Here is a 3,282-nt window from a genome sequence, read left to right as displayed (position 1 = left end):
TTTGTACAGGGTAAGACCACCAATAAGAGCCACGTCATATACTCACTGTTTGTGGTATCTACATTATGGAGTGGGGAACCAATTTTCATTCCTGGGTTAAGAGCGAAAGATCATGATTGTTTTTTGAAGTTAATTCTGTAGAACTTCTTAAAAACTATCTATTAAAAACGAAAGAATTATAGTACTATTACATCAGTAATATTATCCTAGTTTTGATGAATATTTTAGATAAAGGAATGGATTTATGATGGATACTTTGAAGAGTATTGGTCATTTTTTAAATTCTGCCAAAATATTAGTGTGGGTATTATTTGGATTAATCTCCTTAATTGGAAGTATTGATAAACTATTTCCAAATGTTTTTCCTGAAGGTATAAAAGCTTTAAAAAGTTTTAAACAATCCACCACCGACAATCGTTTTCTTTTATTACTTATTTCATTTTTAGAGTTCCTAATTTATTCTATTTGGAAAATATCAAGTGCTCTGTTTAAAATTACAATTGCTACGATTCAATTAATAATTGTGTTTTTAAAGAAGACTCTAACTCCCATAATTATTAATGCGAATAAAAAACTAGAAACGGCAACTGAAAAAATCGATAAAGTTTCCCAAAAAATGGAAGAAACAACTACAAAAATGGAAGAGGATAGTACAGATAGTCCTAAGAGGGGTTCCGTCAGGAAAATGCGGATTTACAACGTTAAACTATTTTTTTGGAAACAAAAACCTTGCTTCCCCAACGCTAAGCAGAAGAAGCAAGGTGAGTTAATAATTTCACTTGCCAGAATCACGAGGTGGATTCACCATGTTCATGTAATTTATATCTTCCAGGGTAAACAATATTCACCTCAACCTTAACATGGCGCAGGGAATCTTGGTTTAAAACGAGTTGCCGTTTTCCTGTGGCAATGCTCTTCCATTGATGTGGATGTTTGCGATACAAAGATTCGCCCAAATTGTAAATATCTATACCCTCTTTAAAAGCAGTTTGATACGTTTTGCGGATTTGCTCCTCTATTTTTTCCCGAGCCATTTGTGTGAGTTCCTTCAAAGTTAGTATCCCCTTTCCATCCGTATGGGGGATTGATGCTTCTATTGCGGGGAGATCCATTATTAGAGGTATACTTACCATTGATTCCATTGTAGACAACAAAGTAGTAGGTACAGTTAATTTTCGTGGTATACCTATTCCGATTAATGGGTATTGGGACGAAAGCGCTAATGGTTATAGAAGGTGAGATACAGAACACCTTCAATCCCCCGAAAGAAGGGGGTGGTAATGATGGAGAATGTGATAGTTCTTCTCTCTTCGATAGTTAACCTTACCTATCGCAATAATAAATTTGACGACAGTATTGTTAGTAAAGAAGAGTAGAGAAAAAGAACCCTCATCCAACAGCCAAGAAGAATGAGAGTTCTGAATCACAGCAATGGGTTAGGGGATATACTCCCCTTTCCCATCCATCATTATTATATTCATATAATAACTTATATAAACAAAATGGACAAGATTGGAGGTATCTTTCATGTTAAACATATCTTTTTTCATTTCCATTCTTACAGTGATCATTTCGATAATTACCCTATTTATTATTAGAAAAATAAAAAAGGAAAGTTAAACGGTAGCGATTAGTCGCTATCTTTTTTTGTACTTTCACCTAAAAAAACTACAAAACTATGCTGAGCTATTCTTTGCCAGATCTCGAGATAGGGTCCCTTGACCCACTTTGTCCATCATTAGAGTCGACAGCTTAGTGTTCGTGTTCAGCTTCCATCGCATCTGCTTTTGTTTTATGGACGGTTCCGAATGGATGATTTGGTGGTGCATAGATTGAATAAAGTTTTAATGGGATATTTCCTGTATTTGTTAGGTTGTGCCAATACCCTGCTGGAACAAAAATGGCTGAGTCGTCAGTAATTTGTCTTACAAAGTCTAACTGATTTCTGTTTTTCCCCATTTGAACAATTCCATCGCCTTGTTCAACACGTAGGAATTGGTCCACATCAGGATGTATTTCTAAACCGATATCTTCCCCAGGTTGCAAACTCATTAATGTTAGCTGTAGGTAAGTTCCTGTCCAAATCGCAGTGCGAAAATTATTGTTTTGCTTTGTAGCTTCATTGATATTGATTACAAATGGCTGCTTACCTTGATCAGTGAACTGGCGTACTTCCCTTTCCATATGTGGGTAATGGTATCCCCAATAGTAGTAAGGCATAGGAACATGCGTGTAATATGGGTGGTGGTGATGATGATGGTGATAATAATGATATGGGTATCCATATGTTACATAATTCATTTTACTCAATCCCTCCTCAAATTGCTAAAATATCCTATGCAAGAGAGATAATGAGTGGAACCCAAATTTTTAGGTGCTGATTCATCTTTCAGTTGGGGCAACGAACCTAGTCCCTGTGTCCCGGTTATTTCTTGGTGAACAGGGTGATGAGGAAAAACACTATGAAACTTACAAGTAACGCAACGCCTCCACCGATGTAGAAAATTAATGTGACACCTTCAGGTAGTGGAATTTGAAACTAACCTTATCATTATTGACAGTTAAAATTGCTTCAAATCCCTTTCCTGCCTTGCTTTTAAAACCTTTGATTTTACTTGTTTTCCTTTAAAAAGGTCAGTCTGTTTGATGATAATGCAGCAAGTGGGATTGGTTTATAAACTATAAACCGATCGAAGTAAGATGGTATATACTTTGTGAAGCAATAGAGGGAAATTTACTTTCCAGTCCATCCATGACAGCAAAATGGGAAAGTTATCTAAAGAAAATTCTAATGTTTTACCACCTGCTGCTGCCTTTTCAGTCTCAAGTATGCTCTTGGGACAGCAATTGTTTTAATTAGACCATGACTTTATAAAAACAACCTTCGTTTGTGANTTTGATTTACAGTCATATTTCCTTCTTTATATAGCTTTACTGCATAATTCATTCCTGCGTGATTTTTATGATATTTCTTTAACCGTCCTTTAAACTTCCCTTCTTTCTTTGCGAGCTCAATTCCTTCACGCTGACGCATACGAATAAGGTCTCGCTCTAATTGGTTAACACCAGCCATTACCGTAATTAAGAATTGGCTATATGGATTATCTTCTGATAAATCTAGCCATGTATCCTTAAATGATTTTAAGCTTGCCTTATTATTTCGTATTAAATCAATCAATTCAAATAAATCTTGCGTACTTCGAGTGATCCGAGTTAAATCTGTAACATAAATAATGTCACCTTCCTGTAAATCCTCTAACATTTTTTGAAGTTGTTCACGAT

At 35.5% G+C, this 3,282-nt stretch carries 5 protein-coding genes; 1 reads left to right on the top strand and 4 read right to left on the bottom strand.

Features of this window, described 5'->3' with window-relative positions:
* Positions 1 to 244 precede the first annotated feature (244 nt).
* Positions 245 to 859, top strand: coding sequence for a hypothetical protein (locus ACFFHF_RS00945; protein WP_340902268.1), 615 nt, complete (start codon positions 245 to 247; stop codon positions 857 to 859).
* Here ACFFHF_RS00945 and ACFFHF_RS00940 read toward each other — a convergent pair.
* The 4 genes from ACFFHF_RS00940 to ACFFHF_RS00925 all read right to left on the bottom strand — a co-directional run.
* Positions 789 to 1,034 (bottom strand): Ger(x)C family spore germination C-terminal domain-containing protein, encoded by a 246-nt coding sequence (locus tag ACFFHF_RS00940; RefSeq protein ID WP_340906146.1) that lies wholly within the window; start codon positions 1,032 to 1,034, stop codon positions 789 to 791. The two genes, ACFFHF_RS00945 and ACFFHF_RS00940, sit on opposite strands and share 71 nt — an antisense overlap.
* Positions 1,035 to 1,752: 718 nt before the next feature.
* Positions 1,753 to 2,301, bottom strand: coding sequence for a cupin domain-containing protein (locus ACFFHF_RS00935; protein ID WP_340902267.1), 549 nt, complete (start codon positions 2,299 to 2,301; stop codon positions 1,753 to 1,755).
* A gap of 204 nt (positions 2,302 to 2,505) precedes the next feature.
* Positions 2,506 to 2,610 carry a topoisomerase C-terminal repeat-containing protein gene (locus tag ACFFHF_RS00930; RefSeq protein ID WP_340906145.1) on the bottom strand — a complete coding sequence of 35 codons (105 nt, stop codon included), beginning with the start codon at positions 2,608 to 2,610 and terminating at the stop codon, positions 2,506 to 2,508.
* A gap of 259 nt (positions 2,611 to 2,869) precedes the next feature.
* Positions 2,870 to 3,282: recombinase family protein (locus ACFFHF_RS00925; RefSeq protein WP_446694993.1), on the bottom strand; the 413-nt coding region annotated here is incomplete at its 5' end.

Source organism: Robertmurraya beringensis, from assembly GCF_042433785.1.
GTDB classification, from domain to species: Bacteria; Bacillota; Bacilli; order Bacillales; family Cytobacillaceae; genus Robertmurraya_A; species Robertmurraya_A beringensis.
This window is presented reverse-complemented; position numbering and strand designations above follow the sequence as displayed.